The 19,424-nt window shown below is 54.6% G+C and carries 17 protein-coding genes; 15 read left to right on the forward strand and 2 right to left on the reverse strand.

Annotated elements, in window-relative coordinates:
- Nucleotides 1-40: 40 nt before the first annotated feature.
- The gene (locus tag ACP9M6_RS08485; protein ID WP_427450213.1) at nucleotides 41-793 is read right to left on the reverse strand and encodes an NUDIX hydrolase; all 753 of its coding nucleotides are present in this window, start codon (nucleotides 791-793) and stop codon (nucleotides 41-43) included.
- Between the two features lie 108 nt (nucleotides 794-901).
- Here ACP9M6_RS08485 and ACP9M6_RS08490 point away from each other — a divergent pair, with 108 nt between their 5' ends.
- From ACP9M6_RS08490 to ACP9M6_RS08515, 6 genes are all read left to right on the forward strand, one after another.
- Nucleotides 902-1,120: a hypothetical protein gene (locus ACP9M6_RS08490; RefSeq protein WP_427450215.1), complete on the forward strand. Its 219-nt coding sequence runs from the start codon at nucleotides 902-904 to the stop codon at nucleotides 1,118-1,120.
- 484 nt (nucleotides 1,121-1,604) lie between these two features.
- Complete coding sequence (locus ACP9M6_RS08495; RefSeq protein ID WP_427450217.1) at nucleotides 1,605-2,603, forward strand: hypothetical protein; 999 nt, start codon at nucleotides 1,605-1,607, stop codon at nucleotides 2,601-2,603.
- Between the two features lie 86 nt (nucleotides 2,604-2,689).
- A complete protein-coding gene (locus ACP9M6_RS08500; protein ID WP_427450219.1) occupies nucleotides 2,690-2,953 on the forward strand; it encodes a DUF1467 family protein in 264 nt (87 codons plus the stop codon).
- Between the two features lie 59 nt (nucleotides 2,954-3,012).
- On the forward strand, nucleotides 3,013-4,335 hold the full coding sequence (gene proS / locus ACP9M6_RS08505; protein ID WP_427450221.1) for a proline--tRNA ligase: 1,323 nt from the start codon (nucleotides 3,013-3,015) through the stop codon (nucleotides 4,333-4,335).
- A complete protein-coding gene (locus ACP9M6_RS08510; RefSeq protein WP_427450222.1) occupies nucleotides 4,336-5,637 on the forward strand; it encodes an ABC transporter permease in 1,302 nt (433 codons plus the stop codon).
- Complete coding sequence (locus ACP9M6_RS08515) at nucleotides 5,637-6,347, forward strand: ABC transporter ATP-binding protein (RefSeq protein WP_427450223.1); 711 nt, start codon at nucleotides 5,637-5,639, stop codon at nucleotides 6,345-6,347. Before ACP9M6_RS08510 ends, ACP9M6_RS08515 begins: the two co-directional genes overlap by 1 nt.
- Here the strand turns inward: ACP9M6_RS08515 and ACP9M6_RS08520 are convergent.
- Nucleotides 6,300-7,631: an APC family permease gene (locus tag ACP9M6_RS08520; RefSeq protein ID WP_427450225.1), complete on the reverse strand. Its 1,332-nt coding sequence runs from the start codon at nucleotides 7,629-7,631 to the stop codon at nucleotides 6,300-6,302. The two genes, ACP9M6_RS08515 and ACP9M6_RS08520, sit on opposite strands and share 48 nt — an antisense overlap.
- A 265-nt stretch (nucleotides 7,632-7,896) precedes the next feature.
- Between ACP9M6_RS08520 and dnaE the strand changes: the two genes are divergently transcribed.
- The 9 genes from dnaE to dxr all read left to right on the forward strand — a co-directional run bounded on the left by dnaE (nucleotide 7,897) and on the right by dxr (nucleotide 19,405).
- Nucleotides 7,897-11,355, forward strand: coding sequence for a DNA polymerase III subunit alpha (gene dnaE / locus ACP9M6_RS08525; RefSeq protein WP_427450227.1), 3,459 nt, complete (start codon nucleotides 7,897-7,899; stop codon nucleotides 11,353-11,355).
- A 139-nt stretch (nucleotides 11,356-11,494) separates the two neighbouring features.
- The gene (locus ACP9M6_RS08530) at nucleotides 11,495-12,868 is read left to right on the forward strand and encodes a TadE/TadG family type IV pilus assembly protein (protein WP_427450228.1); all 1,374 of its coding nucleotides are present in this window, start codon (nucleotides 11,495-11,497) and stop codon (nucleotides 12,866-12,868) included.
- A gap of 185 nt (nucleotides 12,869-13,053) precedes the next feature.
- Nucleotides 13,054-14,157 carry a 30S ribosomal protein S2 gene (gene rpsB / locus ACP9M6_RS08535; protein ID WP_427450230.1) on the forward strand — a complete coding sequence of 368 codons (1,104 nt, stop codon included), beginning with the start codon at nucleotides 13,054-13,056 and terminating at the stop codon, nucleotides 14,155-14,157.
- Nucleotides 14,158-14,232: 75 nt separating this feature from the next.
- Nucleotides 14,233-15,153 carry a translation elongation factor Ts gene (gene tsf, locus ACP9M6_RS08540; RefSeq protein ID WP_427450231.1) on the forward strand — a complete coding sequence of 307 codons (921 nt, stop codon included), beginning with the start codon at nucleotides 14,233-14,235 and terminating at the stop codon, nucleotides 15,151-15,153.
- Between the two features lie 160 nt (nucleotides 15,154-15,313).
- Nucleotides 15,314-16,033: a UMP kinase gene (gene pyrH / locus ACP9M6_RS08545; protein ID WP_427450232.1), complete on the forward strand. Its 720-nt coding sequence runs from the start codon at nucleotides 15,314-15,316 to the stop codon at nucleotides 16,031-16,033.
- A 49-nt stretch (nucleotides 16,034-16,082) separates the two neighbouring features.
- Nucleotides 16,083-16,640, forward strand: a complete 558-nt coding sequence (frr, locus tag ACP9M6_RS08550) for a ribosome recycling factor (RefSeq protein WP_427450234.1) — start codon at nucleotides 16,083-16,085, stop codon at nucleotides 16,638-16,640.
- 29 nt (nucleotides 16,641-16,669) lie between these two features.
- Complete coding sequence (uppS, locus tag ACP9M6_RS08555; protein ID WP_427450236.1) at nucleotides 16,670-17,368, forward strand: polyprenyl diphosphate synthase; 699 nt, start codon at nucleotides 16,670-16,672, stop codon at nucleotides 17,366-17,368.
- Nucleotides 17,368-18,231, forward strand: a complete 864-nt coding sequence (locus ACP9M6_RS08560; protein WP_427450237.1) for a phosphatidate cytidylyltransferase — start codon at nucleotides 17,368-17,370, stop codon at nucleotides 18,229-18,231. The genes uppS and ACP9M6_RS08560 overlap by 1 nt, the downstream gene beginning before the upstream one ends.
- Before the next feature lie 4 nt (nucleotides 18,232-18,235).
- Entirely contained in the window at nucleotides 18,236-19,405 is a 1,170-nt protein-coding gene (dxr, locus tag ACP9M6_RS08565) for a 1-deoxy-D-xylulose-5-phosphate reductoisomerase (RefSeq protein WP_427450239.1), read from the forward strand.
- Nucleotides 19,406-19,424: the final 19 nt, after the last annotated feature.

Consider the following 19,424-nt stretch of genomic DNA (forward strand, 5'->3'; position numbering starts at 1 on the left):
CTGTGGGCGGGGCTGTCAACCGATAGACTCGCAATAGCCTTTACGGAAACTGCAACATTTTAAACTCTCCGCGGACCGCACGGGAATAGAAGATGGTCTCAGGCGGGCTATTGGCTTTCAGATAGCCTTTCAGGACGCGCAACATCATATCCGTGGCGCGTTGCGTCTCCAGCTTTTCGATCTCATCAAACGTAAACCAACCGACATTGAGCAGTTCATGACTATCCGTAATCGCGGGCGGTGCGATATCGCCCATATGTTTGACAAAGAACCACGCATCGAACCGCTTATGCCGGTGGGGCGGCGTGACGGCACGGCCAAAGACCTCAATGCCGGAGAGGTCCGGCAGATAACCCGCCTCACGAAAGGCATCATAGCTCTCATTATTGAGGTTGCGCGTCATGCGGGCCTCGGCGCCCAACATGAGGCCCGTTTCTTCCCACGTTTCGCGGACACTCGCCAGAACAACGGCACGCGCGCGTCGCGGAGAGTAGGCTGATTCGAGAATGCGCGCCGTGCGCGTGGAAAGCTCCCCCGCATAGGGCGCGTAGCTGTCCGCGCGGTCCACGCGTCCGCCAGGGAAGACATAAACGCTCGGCATGAAATCATGCCGCTTGGACCGTTGCCCCATAAGGATTTTCTGATGTTTCCCCGTGCCACAGGTCAGGACGAGGGTCGAGGCCAGTTTTGGCTTCGGCGCGCGCGTTAATTCTTTACGCTTGGCCCGCTCACCATCTGTAATTTTCATCTTCCCGACGAGAACGGGGCCGGAATCTTTAATGGGATCAGTCATGAAGAGATGATGTACTTTCATTTGTGCGGGTTCAATGCGGTAAATGTGTTGCGGGTAGGGGAAAGCTGCGACCGCCCATCATGGGGTCGGCGGGATAGGCGAAGGTCCATGATGAATGGGACAGTCCGCGTGGTGACCTCCCGCGATGGGGAAACCAGAGAGAAAAAAGTTTTTACGCAAAAGGCCGTGCGGTTGAAGAACCTGTGCGAAGTGTCGGCGATACCGTTACGCTTCAATCCTTCTATCAATGCGTTTTACACCCGCATTAATTCCGCAATGTGCATGCGGCTTACACCACAAACACGGCCACGCGGCAGCGGTTTTTGAAGAAACGGCCGGTCGAATAAACCCCGGAGTTGGCCCACTTGGAACCACCGGTCGGCTCTCGTTTCTAAAGGTCCGGCGCAGTCCGGCTTCTCACAACCGGATGCTCAACCCCACCGTCTTTCAGTACCAGCAAGCGAGGCCTCGCCTGTCCCGTGTCTGAAAGAACGAGAATAAATATGACACAGCTTTTATAAGTGGGGATCATTCTCTTTATAAACGAGGATTGGCCACCACTCAGCGCCGCAAAACTCAATGTCATCTCGCACTTGATGCGGGACCTATCGCAAGCAAACCCAAGCTAAGACTCAGAAAACGTTAGGCCCCGTATCTGCACCTTTTAGGCTGGTGCGGGGTGACAGGGGCGTATGGTTTTGACTGTTATCAAAGCGGCAAAAGCGCGGATTAACTTCCCCATAAACGGGGATTGGCATTTCCCTCGACCCGGCACCTCCCTACGACTAACGTGACCGCAGGAGACCCGAACATGACTGTAGAGACCACACACACGCCGCCATTCGAAATGAAAGCCGCGATGGGTCAGGTGTTTAACCTGCCCGGCGGGAAGGGTTATCTGCTCCGCGTCTTGGGGTGGGGCACGTTCATTTTGCTGATCGCGTTTTTACTTTTAGGCATTCCGATTGCGAAAGCCTATATTTCTATGTTCCAGAACATCATTGAGCTGGATGCGGCGAGTGCTGGCGGGGAGCCTGATCCGGCCGAAGTCTGGGCTGTCATCGGGCCATTCTTTGCGAGTTTTGGCTTATTCATGCTGATCTATATTGTGCAGGTCGGCGTTTATATTTCTGTTGAGACAGCACTTTACCGCAATATTATTCGCGGTGAGGACCGTGGTATGTTTCCCTTGCGGTTCGGCTATGACGAATGGCGTGTTCTGGGCACAAAGATCGTCGTTAGTATGATCCTCTATGCGATATTCATGGGAGTCTATTTTGCCATGGCGATCCTGTTGGGCATTATTTTCGGTCTCGGCAGTGCGATTTCCAGCTCCGGTGTGGTCGCAGTGATAGGCGGGCTCATATTCTTTATCGCATTTCTCGGTCTCTTGGCTGGAATGGCTTATGTTGCCATTCGCTTTATACCGGCGGCGGCCATATCGGTGCGGGACGAAAGTTTTAGCCCCTTTTCGGCTTGGAATATGATGAAGCCCTATGCCCTTCCGACATTGGGAGCCGTCGTGATTGTGGGATTGGTTGGATATTTTGCCTTGGCCATTTTTACTTTGCTAGCCTTCGGTATCCTGATTCATTCCAGTGGAGTCGTCGATTTTCTAATGGTCATCGATTGGGAGTCTGAGACTATGCCGGACCTGTCGCCCCTGTGGGATACAGTAAGTTCCGCAGGATTTATGATTCCAGCGGTCCTCTTAATGGCCGTTTCCACATTCCTGACGCTTCTCTATATGGGCGCGATTTGGTCGATTTGGGGTTACATTGCGAAGCTGACGCACTGGAGAAATTGGTAGGGTCGAAATTGCTAGGCCTGCTTCATTTCACCGCGTCACGGTAAATGGGGCTTAGACTTCTGCGCCTGATTGCCTAAATAGCGTCCATGAATTGGTTCTCCGCACTCGTCGTCTGGCTCATCATTTGGTGGCTCACGCTCTTTATCATCCTGCCCATCGGAATTCGCGGGCAGGCGGAAGAGAATGATATTGTCGAGGGGTCAGAACCCGGCGCACCGCATACATTGGACATTAAGAAGAAGTTCAAACAGACGACGATTATTGCGTCCATCCTCTGGGTGTTGACCTGTGCGCTCATCCTGTCGGGCTGGGTGTCCTGGGACGCCTTTGGGAACTATATTAACCGTTAGGTCTTGTCGCATTGGACGGGTGCGGTTAAGCGGAATTTCAACGCAAAAAGAGACCGTTCATGCGCCTGTCCCGTTACTTCTTACCGCTCCTAAAGGAGACGCCGTCTGACGCGACGGTCGCTTCGCATCGCTATATGTTGCGGGCGGGGATGATCCGCCAGAATTCTGCGGGTATCTACACGTGGTTGCCGCTCGGATTTAAGGTTCTCAAGAAGATCGAGCAGATCGTGCGTGAGGAACAGAATAAGGCCGGCGCGGTCGAAATGCTGATGCCGACGATTCAGAGCGCGGATCTCTGGCGCGAGACGGGACGCTATGACGCCTATGGTCCGGAAATGCTGCGCATTACAGACAGGCACGAGCGCGAGATGCTCTACGGCCCGACCAATGAGGACATGATAACAGATGTGTTCCGGTCCTTCGTGCGCTCCTATAAAGATCTGCCGAAAATGCTCTATCACATTCAGTGGAAATTCCGCGACGAGCGCCGTCCGCGTTTCGGCGTCATGCGCGGACGGGAATTCCTGATGAAGGATACCTATAGTTTCGACCTGACCAAGGAAGATGCGGTGCGGTCATACAACAAGATGTTCACGGCCTATCTGAACACATTCGCGCGTCTCGGAATCAAGGCCGTACCGATGAAAGCCGATACGGGTCCGATTGGCGGCGACCTGTCACATGAATTTGTCATCCTCGCCGAGAGCGGAGAGAGCGAAGTTTTCTGTCACCGGGATCTGGTGGAAATGGCCCCTCCGGGCGATGTCGATTTTGAGGGGGATTTGAGCCACATTTTTGAGGAACGCACCTCGCTCTATGCCGCGACGGAAGAGATGCATGATGCTGACGAATTTGCAAAAATTCCGTCGGAGAAGCAGCTCTCCGCGCGGGGCATTGAGGTCGGTCATATCTTCTATTTCGGTGATAAATATTCCGCGCCGATGAAGGCCGAAGTCATGGACTCAAATGGCAAACCGCAGACCGTCATGATGGGTAGTTACGGCATAGGCGTGTCGCGCTTAGTTGGCGGGATTATAGAAGCCTCCCATGACGAGAATGGGATTATCTGGCCGAAATCCGTTGCGCCATTCGGGGCAGGGGTCCTGAACCTCAAACCCGGTCATGAGGAGTCAGATGCGGTTTCAGAAACCATATATAACAAGCTGGTAGAAGCGGGTGTTGATCCACTTCTGGATGACGAGAAAGGTTCCATCGGCGTGAAATTCTCGCGGATGGATCTGATTGGACTGCCCTTCCAAATCGCCGTCGGCCCGCGTGGCCTGAAAGACGGTTCCGTGGAAGTGAAAGACCGCGCGACGGGCGAAAAGCAGAATATGTCGCCGGAAGAGGCCGTCGCCTTTGTCACGAAAGCTTTCGCGTAAGTGTCAGCGCCGATCGGAAATACGGGACGTAACCGCGCGTTCGGTCTGATTGAGCGCCGTATCGCGACGCGGTATTTGCGTGCCAAAAAAAGCCAAGGCGGCGTCGGCCTGATTGCCGCGATCTCCTTCTTCTGCATCCTGCTCGCCATTGCCGCGATGATAATCATCATGTCGATCATGAACGGTTTCCGCGACGAGGTCATCCGCCTGACGATTGGGAGTGAGGGACATATGTATGTCGACCTCGCCGATCCGAATGTCACGGCGGAGGACATGGCGGCGCTTGAGAAGCGTCTCGCCGCGATTGATGGGGTGAATGAGGCCTTTCAATTCACGCAGGATTTCACAGGTGTTCAGGCCAATGGACAGTTCTCGCTGGGGCAAGTGATTGGCGTGCGCCCCGACCGCTTGCGTGGGTTTGAGATTATCTCCAGCAATCTGACGCAGGGCTCTTTGGAATTTTTTGGGGAAGGTGCTGGTTCAAGCCATCAAATCGCGATTGGCTCCGGTGTGGCGCGTAATTTGGGATTGAGTGTCGGGGATAAGATCACCGTCTACTCACCGCGCACCCGTACGACAGTCACGGGACCACAGCCCATTCGTAAGAATTATACGGTAGGCGCAATTTTCTCCGTCGGGATTATTACGACGGATCTCTCCTATATCTACATGGATTTCGATCAGGCGACGGCCCTGTTTGAGGGCGGAAAACTGACGGGACAAATACAGTTGAGGTTGGAAGCCCCCGACCAAGTCGACCAACTTGAAGACGCGGTTTACGAGGCGATACAGGCGCCCGGATTTGTCTCCAACTGGCGTGCGCGCAATGCATCGACGGCGACGGCGCTGCGGACCGAACAGATTGCGATGCGGTTTATCTTCATGATTGTCGTGATCATCGCCGCGTTCCCCGTGCTGGCGTCGATGATTATGCTGGTGAAGAACAAATCCAAGGATATCGCTATCCTGCGAACAATTGGCGTGACGCAGGGCGGCATTCTGCGCATCTTCCTGATGTCGGGTGCAATGATCGGGATACTCGGAACACTGGGCGGATTGATAATCGGCATCCTTTTCTGTGTGAATATTGGCGGTATTCAGGCGTTGATCGAAGCGATTACAGGACAGCCGCTATTCCCCGAAGATGTCTATCAACTCTCTGGCGGTATTCCCGTGAAAATCGTTTGGGCCGAAGTGTTCGGCGTTGCGTTCTGGGGCTTCATGATTTCTGCGGCGGCGACCTTTGTGCCTGCGCTCTCAGCCAGCCGCATCGATCCCGTTGATGCGTTGAGGTACGAATAATGGCGCGTCCTATTCTGTCCGTTCGCAATCTGCACCGCTCCTACCCGTCGGGTGGGGGAACCCTGACCGTTATGGCGGGGGCGGATATTGATATTTATCCCGGCGAAATGGTCGGCCTTGTCGGGCCTTCTGGCTCAGGGAAGTCGACTCTGCTCCATGCAGCGGGATTGCTCGAAAAACCGAATGCGGGCGAGGTCTATATCAATGGCCGCGAATGCCTGAAACTGCCCGATGATCAGCGCACGAGGATCCGGCGTGAGAGTGTCGGCGTCGTCTATCAATTCCATCACCTGCAGAAGGAATTCACCGCGCTGGAAAATGTCGCCATCCCGCAAATGATCTCCGGCGTGGCCGCGAAAAAGGCCGAAGCGGAAGCGGCGCGACTGCTAACGGGGATGGGCCTTGGCGGACGCCTGACCCATCGCCCGAGCGAGATGTCCGGCGGGGAGCAGCAACGCGTGGCCATTGCCCGCGCGCTCGCCAATCGTCCGCAAATGCTGCTGGGGGATGAACCGACAGGGAACCTCGACCCCGCGACATCGGACCGTGTGTTCCGCAGCCTGTTCGACCTGACCCGTCAAGAGGGTGTCGCCGCCCTGATCGCGACGCATAATATGAACCTCGTCCCGTTCTTTGACCGCGTCCTAACGGTACAGGACGGCCTAGTCGTGCCGTGGGTTCCGCCTGTTATGCCCCAGATTTCGGGTTAAGAACCAAAAGAGAAATCCGACGGCGATAAGGGCCAATCCCCCTAGCGCGGCTTTCGGGCGGTCCAGTATCACAAAGACCAAGGTGACCGCCGTAATCGTCAGGTAGATCAACGGAACAATCGGATAACCCCACGTCTTGTAAGGACGCGGCAGATCCGGTTGACGCCACCGCAATACGAACAGGCCGACAATGGCCAGCAGGCTGTTAAAGGCCAGCATCGACCCCGCAAAGACGAGGATCTCGTCAAAGGTCGAACTCAGGATGAAGAAAATCGCAATCCCTGCCTGAAAACAAATCGCCAGCCAGGGCACACCCTCTACTGTGCTTTTCGACAGCCAGCGCATGGCGTGGTAATCTTCCCCAATCGCTTGCAAAGCGCGAGGTCCAGCGAGGGTCATGGCGCTCACCGTGGAGATGAGGAGCAACGCCAACATCCCGCCGACCAGCCGCCCGCCCGTCTCTCCGAAAATGCCTTCCGCCGCGATATATCCAATCTCGACCTTGCCCTGCATCGCCTCGACAGGGGCTGCGTAGAGAAAGGCGAGATTGAGGAGGACGTAGAGCACGGTCACGAGCGCAGTGCCGAGGAACAGGACGCGCGGCAGGTCCTTTTGCGGGTTGCTCATCTCGCCCGATACATAGGTCGCCGCGTTCCATCCCGTATAGGCGTAGGAGACATAGATCAGCGCGATACCGTAGGGGATGCTCATCATGACGGCGGGGTCTGACGCTTTTGGCGCGAGGTCCAGGATCTGAGGCTCTGCGGTCAGAAGGAAGGCCGCGAGAATAAAAGCGGTGATGAGCGCGATTTTCACGGCTGTAAATATCGTCTGCGTCGCCCCCGAAACATGGCGTGAGCGCGCATGGAGGGCGGCAAGAATGACGACAAGCGCGACGGCGATGATTTTCTGCATCAGGGGCGACACGCCGCCCGGCAAGATCGCGCCCGTATAATCCGCAAACGCAATCGCGACGACGGCGGTCGGCGCGGCGAATCCAATCGTCGCGCTGACCCAGCCGGAGATAAACCCGGCCGCGGGATGATAAGCCTCGCCCAGAAAGGTATATTCCCCGCCGGATCGCGGCAGGGACGCGCCGAGTTCGGCATATGAGAGTGCGCCGCAGAGGGCTGCTAGTCCGCCAATCACCCAGAGCATGATGATCGCAAACAGGCTGTCAATGTCGGCAAGTTGATAGCCAAGCGCCGTGAAGACGCCCACGCCAACCATGTTTGCAATGATGATGGCCATAGCCGTGCGCGGCGTGAAAGTGGTGCGAGTCATAGAGTGGGTATGAGGTCAGCGTCCTTTAAGGGCAACGTTTGGTGGGCTGAATCTTAATATCCACAGGCTGTCTATTCACAGCATGTTGACGTTTTGTTCTCATTAAGTGAGAACATAAATAGAACAAACGAAACAGGACAGACTCATGACACGCCAAATCATCCACGACATTTCTTCCGCGCTCGTCTTGGCAGGCTTCGTTGCCGTCGTCACAATGTGGATGATGGTGATTGGCGGCTAGCGCGAATCCCCGATGGGAGTCCGCATGAGCCGCATAGCCCGTGATTTTGTCCACCTACGTATGCGATCGCCCTATTCCATGTTGGAAGGGGCGCTGAAAATCCGTGAAACGGCGGAGCGTTGTGTGCGCTATCGCCAACCCGCGCTGGCCATTACGGATACGAATAATCTCTGCGGTGCGCTGGAGTTTTGCGAAACCGTTGCGGGCGAGGGCGTCCAGCCGATTATTGGTGTCACGGTGACCATGGATCTGGAAGGCCCGCGCCAACCCGGACAAATCCACAAAGACCCCGATGGCACGCTGGTTTTACTGGCGCAGGATGAGGCCGGCTATGGCAATCTCATGGACCTGTCCTCGGCTTGCTATCTCGAAATTGAATCGACGGATTATCCGCATCTGAAACCCTCCCGTATGGACGGCAATACGGAGGGCGTGATCGCCCTGACCGGCGGGCAGGACGGTGTCCTGAATAAACTCATCAAAGATGGACGGACCGCCGAGGCAGAAAGCTGGCTGGTGCGTCTGATGTCGCTTTTCCCGGATCGGCTCTATGTCGAAATTCAGCGTCATACGCCTGAGGAAAGTGCGGCCACGGAAGCGGGCTTGTTAGAGTTAGCTTATAAGCACAATCTCCCGCTCGTCGCGACGAATGAGCCCTATTTCCTCGACCCCGATATGCACAAGGCACATGATGTCTTGCTGGCCATGTCGGAAAGTACCTATGTGCTGGAGAAAGACCGTCGGAAACTCTCCCTGCATCACTATTTCAAATCTTCGGAAGAGATGGTCAACCTGTTTAACGATCTCCCGGAAGCGATTGAAAACACGTTACAAATTGCGCAGCGCTGTGCGTATCGCGTGCCAAAACACGCGCCCATCCTGCCGAGTTTTGGTGACGGGTCCTATTCCGAGGATGATATTCTGGATAGCCAAGCCAAGAAAGGTTTGGAAAAGCGCCTGAGCGAAGTTGAACTCGCCGAGCCGCGTGAGGCTTATTTTGAGCGTTTGGAATTTGAGCTCAATATTATCAAGAAGATGGGTTTTCCGGGTTATTTCCTGATCGTTGCGGATTTTATCCAATGGGCGAAAGATCACGATATTCCGGTCGGACCGGGGCGGGGCTCCGGTGCGGGCTCTGTCGTGGCCTGGGCGTTGACCATTACCGATCTGGATCCGTTGAGATACGGCCTTCTCTTCGAGCGATTCCTGAACCCCGAACGGGTGTCCATGCCCGATTTCGATATCGACTTCTGTCAGGAAAGACGCGGCGAAGTCATCGACTATGTCCGCCGCAAATATGGCGACGGGCAGGTCGCGATGATTATCACCTTCGGAACGTTACAAGCCCGCGCCGTGGTGCGGGATGTGGGCCGCGTCATGCAAATGCCACTGGGGCAGGTGGACCGTCTCGCGAAGCTCGTCCCGTCCAATCCGGCCAATCCGGTTTCCCTGAAACAGGCCATCAGCATGGAGCCCGCGCTTAAAGCCGCGCGGGATTCGGAACCTGCCGTGAAGCGATTGCTCGACACGGCGCTGAAGCTGGAAGGGCTCTACCGCAATGCCTCAACCCATGCGGCGGGTGTTGTCATCGGTGATCGTCCGCTGACGCAGATCGTCCCGCTTTATCAGGACCCGCGCGCAGATATTCCCGCGACGCAATTCACGATGAAATGGGCGGAAAAAGCGGGCCTCGTGAAGTTCGACTTCTTGGGCCTTAAGACGCTGACCGTGATCCAACGCTGTGTGGGCTATCTGAAGAAGCAGGGGATTGAGGTCGATGTCGACCATCTCAAGACGACCGTCCCCGCCGCTTACAAACCGCTAGCAGAAGGCCTGTCTGCGGGCGTGTTCCAGTTGGAAAGTTCGGGCATGCGGGATGTGTTGCGCAAGCTCGCGCCCGCCAGCCTTGAGGAACTGACCGCGCTGATTTCGCTCTACCGGCCGGGGCCGATGCGGAACATTCCCGATTATGTCGAACGCAAATGGGGGCGGCAGGAAATTACCTATCCGCATCCCAAACTCGAAGACACGCTGAAAGAGACCTACGGCATTATCATCTATCAGGAACAGGTGATGGAAATCGCCCGGGTTCTGTCCGGCTTTACCTTGGCAGACGCGGATTTGCTACGTCGGGCCATGGGGAAGAAGGACCAGGCGGAAATGAACCGTCAAAAGGGTAAATTTATTGATGGGGCTGTCGAACGCGGCGTCGATAAAGACCAAGCGTCGGGTATTTTTGATCTCGTCAATGAATTTGCGGGCTACGGGTTCAATAAATCCCACGCTGCCGCCTATGCGATGATTACCTTCCGCACGGCCTATCTGAAGGCCTTGCATACCACGGAATTCCTCGCCGCGATCATGTCGCTCGACCTCGCCAATGTCGAAAAGCTGGTCCAGTTCTATCAGGAAGCCAAGCGGATGGATGTCACCGTGCGACCACCCTGTATCAATGGCAGTCAGGCCGACTTTGATGTTGAAGGCGGCGATGTTCTCTACGCCCTTGGCGCGTTAAAAAATGTGGGCTTGGAAGCCATGAAACATCTCGTCGCCGTGCGGGAGGAGGGCGGCCCCTTTACCTCGCTCTATGACTTTGCGCGGCGGGTCGACATGCGGCAGGTGAATAAACGCGCGATTGAAAATCTCGCTCGATCCGGTGCTTTTGATTGTATTGAGCCGAACCGCGCCATGGTCCTCGCTAATGCGGGACTTATCCAGAGTATGGGAACCCTCGCCGCGCAGGAGCGGGAGAGCGCGCAGGTCAGCCTGTTCGGTGATGCGACGGTTGAGATAAAAGATCCCGACCTGACTTATGCAGAACCTTGGTCGCAAATGGACCAATTAGGGCACGAGCTCGGCGCGGTCGGGTTCTATCTCGGCGGTCATCCGCTGGACGAGCATATGGATAAACTGACCGGGCTCATGCTGGCCGAGCGGTTGGAAGATGCGGGCGTGGGAAATTACACGGTTGCCGGTGTCGTGCGGAAGAAACAGGAACGCGTCTCCAAACGCGGCAAGCGTTTTGCCTTTGTCGAATTGTCCGACCCAACGGGTGATTATGAAGTCCTTGTCAGCGAGAACATCCTGACACCGCATCGCGATATTCTCTCCGCCGGCAATATCATCCGTATGCAGGTCAAGGCTGAACGCAATGACGGCGAGACGCGTCTGTTTTGTGATGGCGTGCAAATGCTGGATGGCGTTGAAGGCGGGGCAGGGGAAGCTGCGCCCGTCGCACCAGCAGGCCTAAAAATCCGTCTGCGTCAGGCGAGTATCGAGACGCTTGATGAGCTTCAACGGACATTAGAAGGCCTGCAAAACTCGCCTTACCAGATGAGCGGCTATATCGAAATTATCGCTCCGATTGGAGAGATGCGGGAGGCGGCTTGGCGATTAGAGGGCAAGTGGGGGATTGATCCGGCCATCCGGAAGGCGATCAAGGCAAATAGTGCGGTAGAGACAATAGTAGAGATCGCCGCGTAAAGCCGGAACGAGCATTTCTCGTCATATTTGATTAACCTACGTTTTAACAGCGGTATGTGAAACAAATTTGTTAACCATAGTGCCGAAGTACTGAGTCATGTTTCACATTTATTTGAACGCTCACTTGTGGGTGCAAAATATGAGGTTACGCATGTCTGCGAATAATAAAATAATTGTACCGCTGGACGGCTTTCGGTCATCAGAAAGCGGTCAGGTTGCGGTATTCTTGGCGCTACTGGCTATTCCGGTCTTGGTAACGGTCTCAGTTGCTGTCGACAGCCAAAGAAACAGCGCTTTGGAAGCGCGCTTGTCGAGTGCATTAGATAATGCCGCTCTTGCTTCTATTGCCAACCAGACGTTGACGGACCAAGCGCGGGCTGAGGCCGCCAGAACCTATTTTCAAGAAAATATCGGGTCTCAAGCCGATAAGATAGACTTTCAAGTCATGGAATCCACGGCCGAGCGTGTCACACTCGAAGCGACGGCTGATTTGAAAACAAGTTTTATGCACCTTGTTGGTAAAGAGACCTCCCGCGTAAAGGACTCATCCTCTGCTGAGGTGACGGAGGGTGATGTCATTTGTATGCTCGCACTTGATCCTGACGGTGAGCGTAGTTTTGAGGTGACCGGCGGCGCGAGACTCACATCCCCAAATTGTTCGGTGCAAGTGAATTCGAGCCATCAAAAAGCGGCTATCATTGATCACGGGGGAGAGGCCCGCTCAAAGGATTTTTGTGTCACGGGTGGCGCACAGGGCAAATTTGAGCCATTTGTAAATACTGAATGTAGGTCTGTAGAAGACCCCTTTATTGATATAATGCCTCCCACATCAGGGGCGTGTATGGACAGCGATATTGTCAATGCAAGTTTGACGTCTTGGCAATCAGAGGCGGGAGGCGTTAAGCTTTCGCCCGGTACATATTGTGGCGGTCTCGTTTTCTTTAACAAGAAAGTCGATTTTGAACCCGGGACATATATCATACAGGACGGTCCGCTGATTTTTGATAATGGTAGTCGCATTACGGCCAATGATGTCACCTTTGTTCTTCAAGGTGATCGTGCACGTCTAATCGTAAATGAGGGCTCACGAGTATCGTTAAGAGCGCCTGTTAAAGGTAAATTTGCGAACTTGGCATTTTTTCAAGACGTAACTTATAAGGGGAGCTCTGAATTTTATCCTTACGCGACCTATGGCGATCCAAAATATTTCCAATTCGGATACGGTTATCATGAGGCGGCGCGGTCAGGCCGTGAACTTGACGGCCTTCTAACGGAATCGATTGTTAGTCGGGGATCCAGTATGTCTGTGACGGGCGTGGTTTACCTCCCGGGGCAGAAAATCCATTTCCGCGGCGGGAGCTTGCTTGAAAATCAAGCGCCCGCCACATCTTTTATCGGGTATCAGATCAGCATTGGTGACGGGGCCAGCGTTCATGTGGATGTTGATCACGTTTCAGCCAACATCAATCCCATCGAACCAAGATCGGATGAGAGTGTTCGTCTTGTAAGATAGAGAGGCGTGATTGAAACCCGTTGCAAACCGCACAAACCGCTTGCATTCCGCACCAACCCCGCTATGTCGCGCTCTCAATTCGCGTCTGCGGTCTGGTGTTTGCCATATAGGCTCTCATCAATTCCGGTCGATTTAATAATCGTCACCCCGCAGGCTTAGGTTAACCGGAAGTACGGAGATATCCCATGGCTCTTCCTGAATTTTCTATGCGTCAGCTACTCGAAGCCGGCGTTCACTTTGGTCACCAGACACATCGCTGGAACCCAAAAATGGCGTCCTACATCTTTGGCGCCCGGTCCGGCATTCACATTATGGATCTGTCCCAGACAGTTCCACTGCTGCACCAAGCCCTCAAAGAAACACGTGACGTTGCTGCCAAAGGCGGACGCGTTCTGTTCGTCGGTACAAAACGCGCCGCGTCGGATCCCGTCGCAAATGCGGCCAAGCGGTGTGCGCAATATTACGTCAATCATCGTTGGTTGGGCGGCATGCTCACAAACTGGCAGACGGTCACAAAATCCATCGCCCGTTTGAAAGAACTGGAAGCGCTCTTGGGTGACCAAGGTGCCGATGCTGATACAGGTCTCACAAAGAAGGAGAACCTGAAGCTTGACCGTGAAATGCAGAAGCTTGAAAAAGCGCTCGGCGGTATCAAGGATATGGGCGGCAAGCCTGACCTGATGTTTGTTATCGACACAAACAAGGAAGGCATTGCGATTAAAGAAGCCCGTCGTTTGGGTATCCCTGTCGTCGCGATCCTCGACACAAATTGTGATCCGGCTTCCGCTGACATGCCTATTCCGGGTAATGATGATGCGGCCCGCGCGATTCAGCTTTATTGTGAATTGATGGCTGACGCCGTTCTCGACGGTATGACAGAAGCACAGGCTGCAATCGGCCAAGACCTCGGCGCTGCTGAGCACATTGAAGAAGTTATGTTGCAAACACCAATGGCGGAAATCGCACCTGATGCGCCTTCACCAGCGGCAGAACCAACAACGGCTGCGCCTGCATCGGCTGCACAAGAAGCGGCTGTTGCGCCGACATTGTCCGATATCGCGCTTATCGACGGCATCGGCCCGAAATATAAAGCGGCTCTCGAAGCGGCTGGTGTGACATCACTGCAAGTCATGGCGGAACTTTCTGACGAGAAGATCGCCGAGATTGAAGCTGCGGCTGACCTTTCGGGTAAATTTGCGGCCGGTGAGTGGGTTGTTCAGGCGAAAGAAATCGTCTCCGGCAAGCCACCTCGCGCGAAATCCGATCAAGCGGCGGCTGCTAAAGCCTAAGCTCTTACATTCCCGCGCTCTGGTACCTATCTGAGCGCGGAATCAAAATAAATCTAATCCGAATAGGAGACCGATATGGCTGCTATCACAGCTAAACTCGTGAAAGAGCTGCGCGACGCAACGTCTGCCGGCATGATGGACTGCAAAAAAGCCCTCAGCGAAAATGACGGCGACATCGAAAAGGCAATCGACTGGTTGCGTATGAAAGGTATCGCGAAGGCGGACAAGAAAGCCGGTCGCGTTGCGGCAGAAGGTCTTGTCGCATTTGAAACAGATGCCACATCAGGCGTGCTCGTAGAAGTAAACTCCGAGACTGACTTTGTTGCCCGTAACGATGGCTTCCAAGCCGCAGTTGCCAAAGTCGCAACGGCTGCTCTCGGTGTGAGCAACACTGAAGAGCTGCGTGAAGCGCATGTTGAAGGTAAGACTGTCACGGATTACCTGACATCGCTCGTCGCCAAAATCGGCGAGAACATGTCCTTGCGTCGTATGGCGAAACTGTCCGTGTCTGCTGGTGTTGTCAGTGGTTATATCCATAACTCGGTTGCACCAGGAATGGGTAAGATCGGTGTGTTGGTTGCACTGGAATCCACTGGTGACCAAGCCGCACTCGGTGCATTGGCCAAGAAAATCGCCATGCACATTGCTGCAACATCGCCGCTCGCACTGACAACTGACGATCTGGACCAAGACCTCGTCGCAAAAGAGCGTAAAGCTTTGAAAGACGAAGCGATTGAATCCGGTAAGCCGGAAGCGATTGTCGACAAAATGGTCGAAGGCCGCATGGTCAAGTTCTTCAAAGAGTCTGTCCTGATGACACAGATGTTCGTCATGGACCCGGATCACAATGTTGAAACAATCATCGCCAATGAAGCAAAATCCCTCGGCGCAGACATCAAAATGACGGGCTATGTCCGCATGGAAGTCGGCGACGGCATTGAGAAAAAAGAAGAAGACTTCGCCGCAGAAGTCGCAGCCGCGGTTGCCGGCTCCTAAGCCCTCTTCGATTTCAGAGTTTAGAGGCCGCGTTCCGAAAGGGGCGCGGCTTTTTTCTTATGAGGTCTACGAAAAACAATCCTAGCCCTCGCGCTTCTCATGCCTATATTCAGTTCCGAAATGGAGTCGCACATCGCGCTCCTTGAATTGCGGGAATATCATGTCGGCTGATTACCAATATAAACGCGTCCTGCTGAAAATTTCCGGTGAGGCCCTGATGGGCTCGCAAGCCTACGGGATTGACACCGATACAGTGAAACGTTTCGCGGGTGAGATTAAGGCCGCGCATGATAAGGGCCTCGAAATTGCACTTGTGATCGGGGCGGGGAACATCTTCCGTGGGCTGTCTGCTGCGGCGTCGGGTATTGAACGCTCGACCGCCGATTATATGGGCATGTTGGCGACCGTCATGAATGCGCTCGCCATGCAATCCGCGCTCGAAGAACTCGGCGTCGATACGCGTGTCCAGTCCGCCATTCCGATGCAAACTGTTTGCGAACCTTATATCCGACGCAAGGCCGCCCGCCATATGGAAAAGGGCCGTGTTGTGATTTTCGCAGCCGGTACGGGGAACCCCTATTTCACAACAGATACGGCGGCGGCGCTCCGTGCGGCGGAAATGGAATGCGATGCGCTACTCAAGGGGACGCAGGTTGACGGCGTCTATGATAGTGACCCGAAATCCAACCCGAATGCCAAGCGCTATGACAAGTTATCCTATCATAAGGTCCTGTCGGACGACCTCCGCGTGATGGATGCGTCGGCTGTGACCTTGATGCGCGAGAATAAAATCCCAATTATAGTGTTCTCGCTGGCGGATCAGGGCGGTTTTGACCGTGTTATGGCCGGAAAAGGCGTTTGCACCATAATCGGGTCCTGATTTCGCCATTTGGCGGCATTAGACGTGATGAAGACTTAAGGAGAGCCGTATGGCTGATGATTTTAACCTTGCGGATTACCGCAAACGCATGGACGGCGCCGTGACAGCGCTGCGCAGCGAATTTGGCGGATTACGCACAGGTCGGGCGAGCGCCTCTCTGCTCGATAAAATTACGGTCCCGGCTTACGGATCGGAAATGCCGCTCAATCAGGTCGCGAATATCACCGTGCCGGAAGCGCGGATGTTAGTCGTGAATGTCTGGGATAAGACGATGGTTGCGGGTGTTGAGAAAGCCCTGCGCCAATCCAATCTGGGCATTAATCCGGTCATGGACGGCCAGACTTTGCGCATTCCCATGCCGCCCCTGACAGAAGAACGTCGCCGCGATCTCACGAAAGTCGCAAGTGGCTATGCAGAGAATGCCAAAGTTGCCGTGCGGAATGTTCGCCGCGATGCGATGGATGCTCTCAAAAAGTCCGAAAAAGACGGCATGAGCGAAGATGAGCGCAAAGCCCATGAGGGCGATGTCCAAAAGGCAACAGATGCTGTCATCTCAGAGATCGAAAAAGCGCTCGACGCGAAGTCTGCAGAGATTATGCAGGTCTAACGGTGGGAGTAACGCCGACATATCAAACCATGCCGGCGCATATTGCCATCATCATGGACGGAAATGGCCGCTGGGCGAGGGCCCGTCATCGGCCTCGTGTGTTTGGCCATACGCAAGGCGTTAAAACTGTACGGCGTGTCGTTGAGGGTGCTTCAGAGATTGGCGTTAAATGTCTGACGCTTTACAGTTTTTCGACTGAAAACTGGACGCGGCCCAAGGCTGAAATTGCGGCTCTATTTAATTTACTCCGCGAATATGTGGAAAGTGATCTGGAAACGCTTCATGGGCGAAATGTGCGTGTCCGGATACTAGGGTCGCGCAAAGGTTTGAAGCCGGACCTACTCGCGCTCATCCAACGTGTGGAAGAGACGACGAAAAATAATACGGCCTTTAATTTGAACATTGCGTTTAATTATGGTGGACGGGATGAAATCTTGAGAGCCTCCGCGCGGGCCGTTGCGGCCGGGCGTGATTTGTCGGATATGGCTGAGGCTGACTTCGCACCCTTCCTCGATACCGCAGGTCTACCCGATGTGGACCTCGTGATCCGAACATCGGGTGAGAAGCGGATTAGCAACTTCCTCCTCTGGCAGGCGGCTTATGCCGAGTTTATTTTTACAGATGTGCTCTGGCCGGATTTTGAAGTCTCCGATCTTCAGTCGGCTATCTCCGAATTTCACAATCGTGACCGTCGGTTTGGTAATCTGAACACGCCGGAAGTCGCGTAATGTCAGACGGTATTATGCCCGACCTGTCCGGCTTGCCAAAGCGGAGGTGGAAAAACCTAGGTGTCCGGTTCGGGTCTGCCGTCGCATTATTACTTGTCTGTTTAGCTCCGTTTTACTTTGGCGGTTGGATATGGGCAGCGCTCGTCGCGCTGTTTGGGTCGCGCATGCTGTTTGAATGGGTCAGGATGAGCCATCCGGCGCCACGTTTGACAGCCTATATTGCCCCAATTTTAGGGTTAATCGCAGCGGTTATCTATGTTGTGCAAATGCAATATGGCCTGGCCGTCATTGCCGTGGGACTTACAATTTTTTCCGTTGTTGGCTTACAGGCTATTCGTCCAAGCCCGCGAAAAGGGCCGCGGATCGGGTGGGCCGCCTTGGGCGCGGCCTATATTGTCATACCCTGTTTGTTGATCATTGCGATGCGTGGGAATGCCGTTGGTTTTTCGACGGATGGATTCCAGCGCCTTCTCTTTATTGTGGTTTGCGTTGTCGCTGCTGATGTTGGGGCTTATTTTGGGGGCTCGCTTATAGGCGGCCCAAAGCTCGCGCCTTCAATCTCACCGAACAAGACGTGGTCCGGTTTTGTGTCCGGACAGATTTTTGCCGTCATTCTCGGCGCTCTTGTGGGCTGGAGTGTTGGTATTGGTTGGATGAATGGTGCCATTCTGGCACTGCCTGTTGCGATACTCTCTGTTCTCGGTGATTTGTTTGAATCCGCGATTAAGCGAAAGCTGGGTGTGAAAGATACAGGGACGCTGATGCCCGGCCATGGTGGATTGCTGGATCGCCTCGACAGTCTCATGGCCGCCGTTCTGGGCGCGGCGATTATGCTCGCACTCTTCCCGAATATCTGGGCCTGATAGTATGACAAAACGGATTAGCGTGCTGGGCTCTACGGGCTCAATTGGTAAGAATACGTTAGATATTGTACGACGCGCCGAAGCGGGGGCTTATAAAATTGTCGCGCTGACAGCCAATAGCAGTGTCGATATTATCGCAGAGCAGGCGGAAGAATTTCATCCAGAATTCATCGCCTTAGCTGATGAGGCGAAAGCGGCTGAGCTCACGTCTCGCCTCTCAGATATGGACGTAGAATTAGGGTTCGGCTCTGAGGCTCTTATCGAAGCTGCCAAACGTCATGCCGACTTTACCATGGCCGCGATTATCGGATCTGCTGGATTGGAACCCACACTCGCCGCCGTCGGGCAGGGGAATCATGTCGGACTGGCCAACAAGGAATGCCTCGTCTGCGCGGGTGAAACATTTATGAAAGCCGTTAAGGCGTCAGGCGCGACACTCCTGCCTGTCGACTCTGAACATAACGCGATTTTCCAAGTGCTCGAAGATGATCCAAAAGGCGTCAGACGCCTCATCCTGACCGCATCGGGGGGGCCGTTTCGGGAGGCGTGTATGGAACGCTTGCAATCCGTGACCCGTGAAGACGCGCTGAACCACCCCGTCTGGTCCATGGGAGCCAAGATAAGCATCGATTCTGCGACGCTTATGAATAAGGGGCTGGAACTGATTGAAGCGAGTTGGTTATTTGACAGACCCTCTTCAGAAATCGACGTCATTGTGCATCCGCAGTCGATCATTCATTCCATGGTCGAATATCTTGACGGGTCCGTTCTGTCCCAGATGGGAAGTCCGGACATGCGTACACCGATTGCCTATGCGATGGGTTGGCCAAAGCGGATCGCTGCGCCCGTTGAGCGTCTCGATTTTGCAAAGATTTCCGGGTTGACGTTTTTTGAGCCGGATATGGAGAAATTTCCGGCCCTCCGCCTCGCAAGGGAAGCGTTAGAAGCCGGTGGGCAGGCCCCCTGTGTCCTGAATGCGGCGAATGAACAGGCTGTCGCGGCTTTTTTAGACGGCAAATTGCCCTTCCTTGGCATAGCCCGCGTGGTCGAAGCGGCTTTGGACGCTCACGCCAAAGGTTCTGATTTCGCCTGCGCGCCCGCGCATGTGGAAGCGGTCATGGCCCTCGACCGGGCGGCGCGCGCGACTGTAGATGAGCAGATTGTAAACTTGTAAGCACGCCCGGATTGCGGCA

Origin of the sequence: Litorimonas sp. WD9-15 (assembly GCF_050271975.1) — a bacterium.
GTDB lineage: Bacteria > Pseudomonadota > Alphaproteobacteria > Caulobacterales > Maricaulaceae > Litorimonas.

Coding starts and splice junctions, on each gene's coding strand:
- ACP9M6_RS08485 (WP_427450213.1), bottom strand. CDS start 793: ATGACTGATCCCATTAAAGATTCCGGCCCCGTTCTCGTCGGGAAGATG.
- ACP9M6_RS08490 (WP_427450215.1), top strand. CDS start 902: ATGATGAATGGGACAGTCCGCGTGGTGACCTCCCGCGATGGGGAAACC.
- ACP9M6_RS08495 (WP_427450217.1), top strand. CDS start 1,605: ATGACTGTAGAGACCACACACACGCCGCCATTCGAAATGAAAGCCGCG.
- ACP9M6_RS08500 (WP_427450219.1), top strand. CDS start 2,690: ATGAATTGGTTCTCCGCACTCGTCGTCTGGCTCATCATTTGGTGGCTC.
- proS (WP_427450221.1), top strand. CDS start 3,013: ATGCGCCTGTCCCGTTACTTCTTACCGCTCCTAAAGGAGACGCCGTCT.
- ACP9M6_RS08515 (WP_427450223.1), top strand. CDS start 5,637: ATGGCGCGTCCTATTCTGTCCGTTCGCAATCTGCACCGCTCCTACCCG.
- ACP9M6_RS08520 (WP_427450225.1), bottom strand. CDS start 7,631: ATGACTCGCACCACTTTCACGCCGCGCACGGCTATGGCCATCATCATT.
- dnaE (WP_427450227.1), top strand. CDS start 7,897: ATGAGCCGCATAGCCCGTGATTTTGTCCACCTACGTATGCGATCGCCC.
- ACP9M6_RS08530 (WP_427450228.1), top strand. CDS start 11,495: ATGAGGTTACGCATGTCTGCGAATAATAAAATAATTGTACCGCTGGAC.
- rpsB (WP_427450230.1), top strand. CDS start 13,054: ATGGCTCTTCCTGAATTTTCTATGCGTCAGCTACTCGAAGCCGGCGTT.
- tsf (WP_427450231.1), top strand. CDS start 14,233: ATGGCTGCTATCACAGCTAAACTCGTGAAAGAGCTGCGCGACGCAACG.
- pyrH (WP_427450232.1), top strand. CDS start 15,314: ATGTCGGCTGATTACCAATATAAACGCGTCCTGCTGAAAATTTCCGGT.
- frr (WP_427450234.1), top strand. CDS start 16,083: ATGGCTGATGATTTTAACCTTGCGGATTACCGCAAACGCATGGACGGC.
- uppS (WP_427450236.1), top strand. CDS start 16,670: ATGCCGGCGCATATTGCCATCATCATGGACGGAAATGGCCGCTGGGCG.
- ACP9M6_RS08560 (WP_427450237.1), top strand. CDS start 17,368: ATGTCAGACGGTATTATGCCCGACCTGTCCGGCTTGCCAAAGCGGAGG.
- dxr (WP_427450239.1), top strand. CDS start 18,236: ATGACAAAACGGATTAGCGTGCTGGGCTCTACGGGCTCAATTGGTAAG.